2 protein-coding genes are annotated in these 752 nt (G+C 44.7%); one reads left to right on the top strand and one right to left on the bottom strand.

Annotated features, from left to right (window positions below; translation table 11 throughout):
• A partial coding sequence (locus tag A3761_RS04120) for a lysophospholipid acyltransferase family protein (RefSeq protein ID WP_231881153.1) occupies positions 1-499 on the top strand: 499 nt, incomplete at its 5' end.
• A 6-nt stretch (positions 500-505) separates the two neighbouring features.
• Here A3761_RS04120 and A3761_RS04115 read toward each other — a convergent pair.
• Positions 506-752, bottom strand: a 247-nt coding sequence (locus tag A3761_RS04115; protein ID WP_231881152.1) for a LysR substrate-binding domain-containing protein, incomplete at its 5' end; no start/stop codon positions are given.

Below are 752 nucleotides of genomic sequence, written 5' to 3'. Positions count from 1 at the left end.
CTTGGTTGGGACTCAGCTTAAGCGACCTGGCTATATGTATCGCCCAAATAACGACCCCGTAATAGACTGGATGATCGAAAGTGGGCGTAACCGTAACTTTGATATTCAAAGCTTCAGTAAGTATCAATTAAAAGAGATGCTCGAGTTTATCAAGGGGGGCGGTGAGGTTTGGTATGCTCCTGATCAGGATTTCGGTAAACGCTGTGACCTATTTGTTCCTTTCTTTGGTGTTAGTACGGGTTGTATCTCTACACCAAGTTGGATTGCGCGTGAAACGGGAGCGACTGTTTTGCATGTCGCACCGTTTAGGCTACCAAATGGTCAATATGAAGTCATTTTCTCACCCGTTTTTGAAGGTTTTGGTGAGGACCCGCAAAAGGATGCGCAGCTGTGGAATCAGGCGCTAGAGGCAGCAATTAAGCGTCATCCTGAACAATATCTATGGCAGCATAAGCGCTTCAAAACCCGTCCTGATGGAGAAGGGCCAGTTTATCAGTAGTTGCCGCTATGAATAGGTATTGTGGAGTTCTGCGTATTCAAAACAAAGCTCTAGCCAATTTCGTATGCCAGGGCTTAGGTATTTGTCCTTATGTGTGATGATATAAAATTTTCGTTTGAAATCTCTCTGTGGTGTTTTTAAGGCAATTAGCGATGAGCGTTTGAAAGCATCGTTTAAGGTAACTTTCGACAAACACCCAATCCCCATACCTGACTCTACTGCCCGTTTGATGGCTTCGGTATGTTGTAGTTCG

The sequence above is a fragment of the Oleiphilus sp. HI0123 genome (assembly GCF_001635315.1).
The sequence above is the reverse complement of the archived record's forward strand: the minus strand, read 5'-3'. Positions and strand labels throughout refer to the sequence as shown.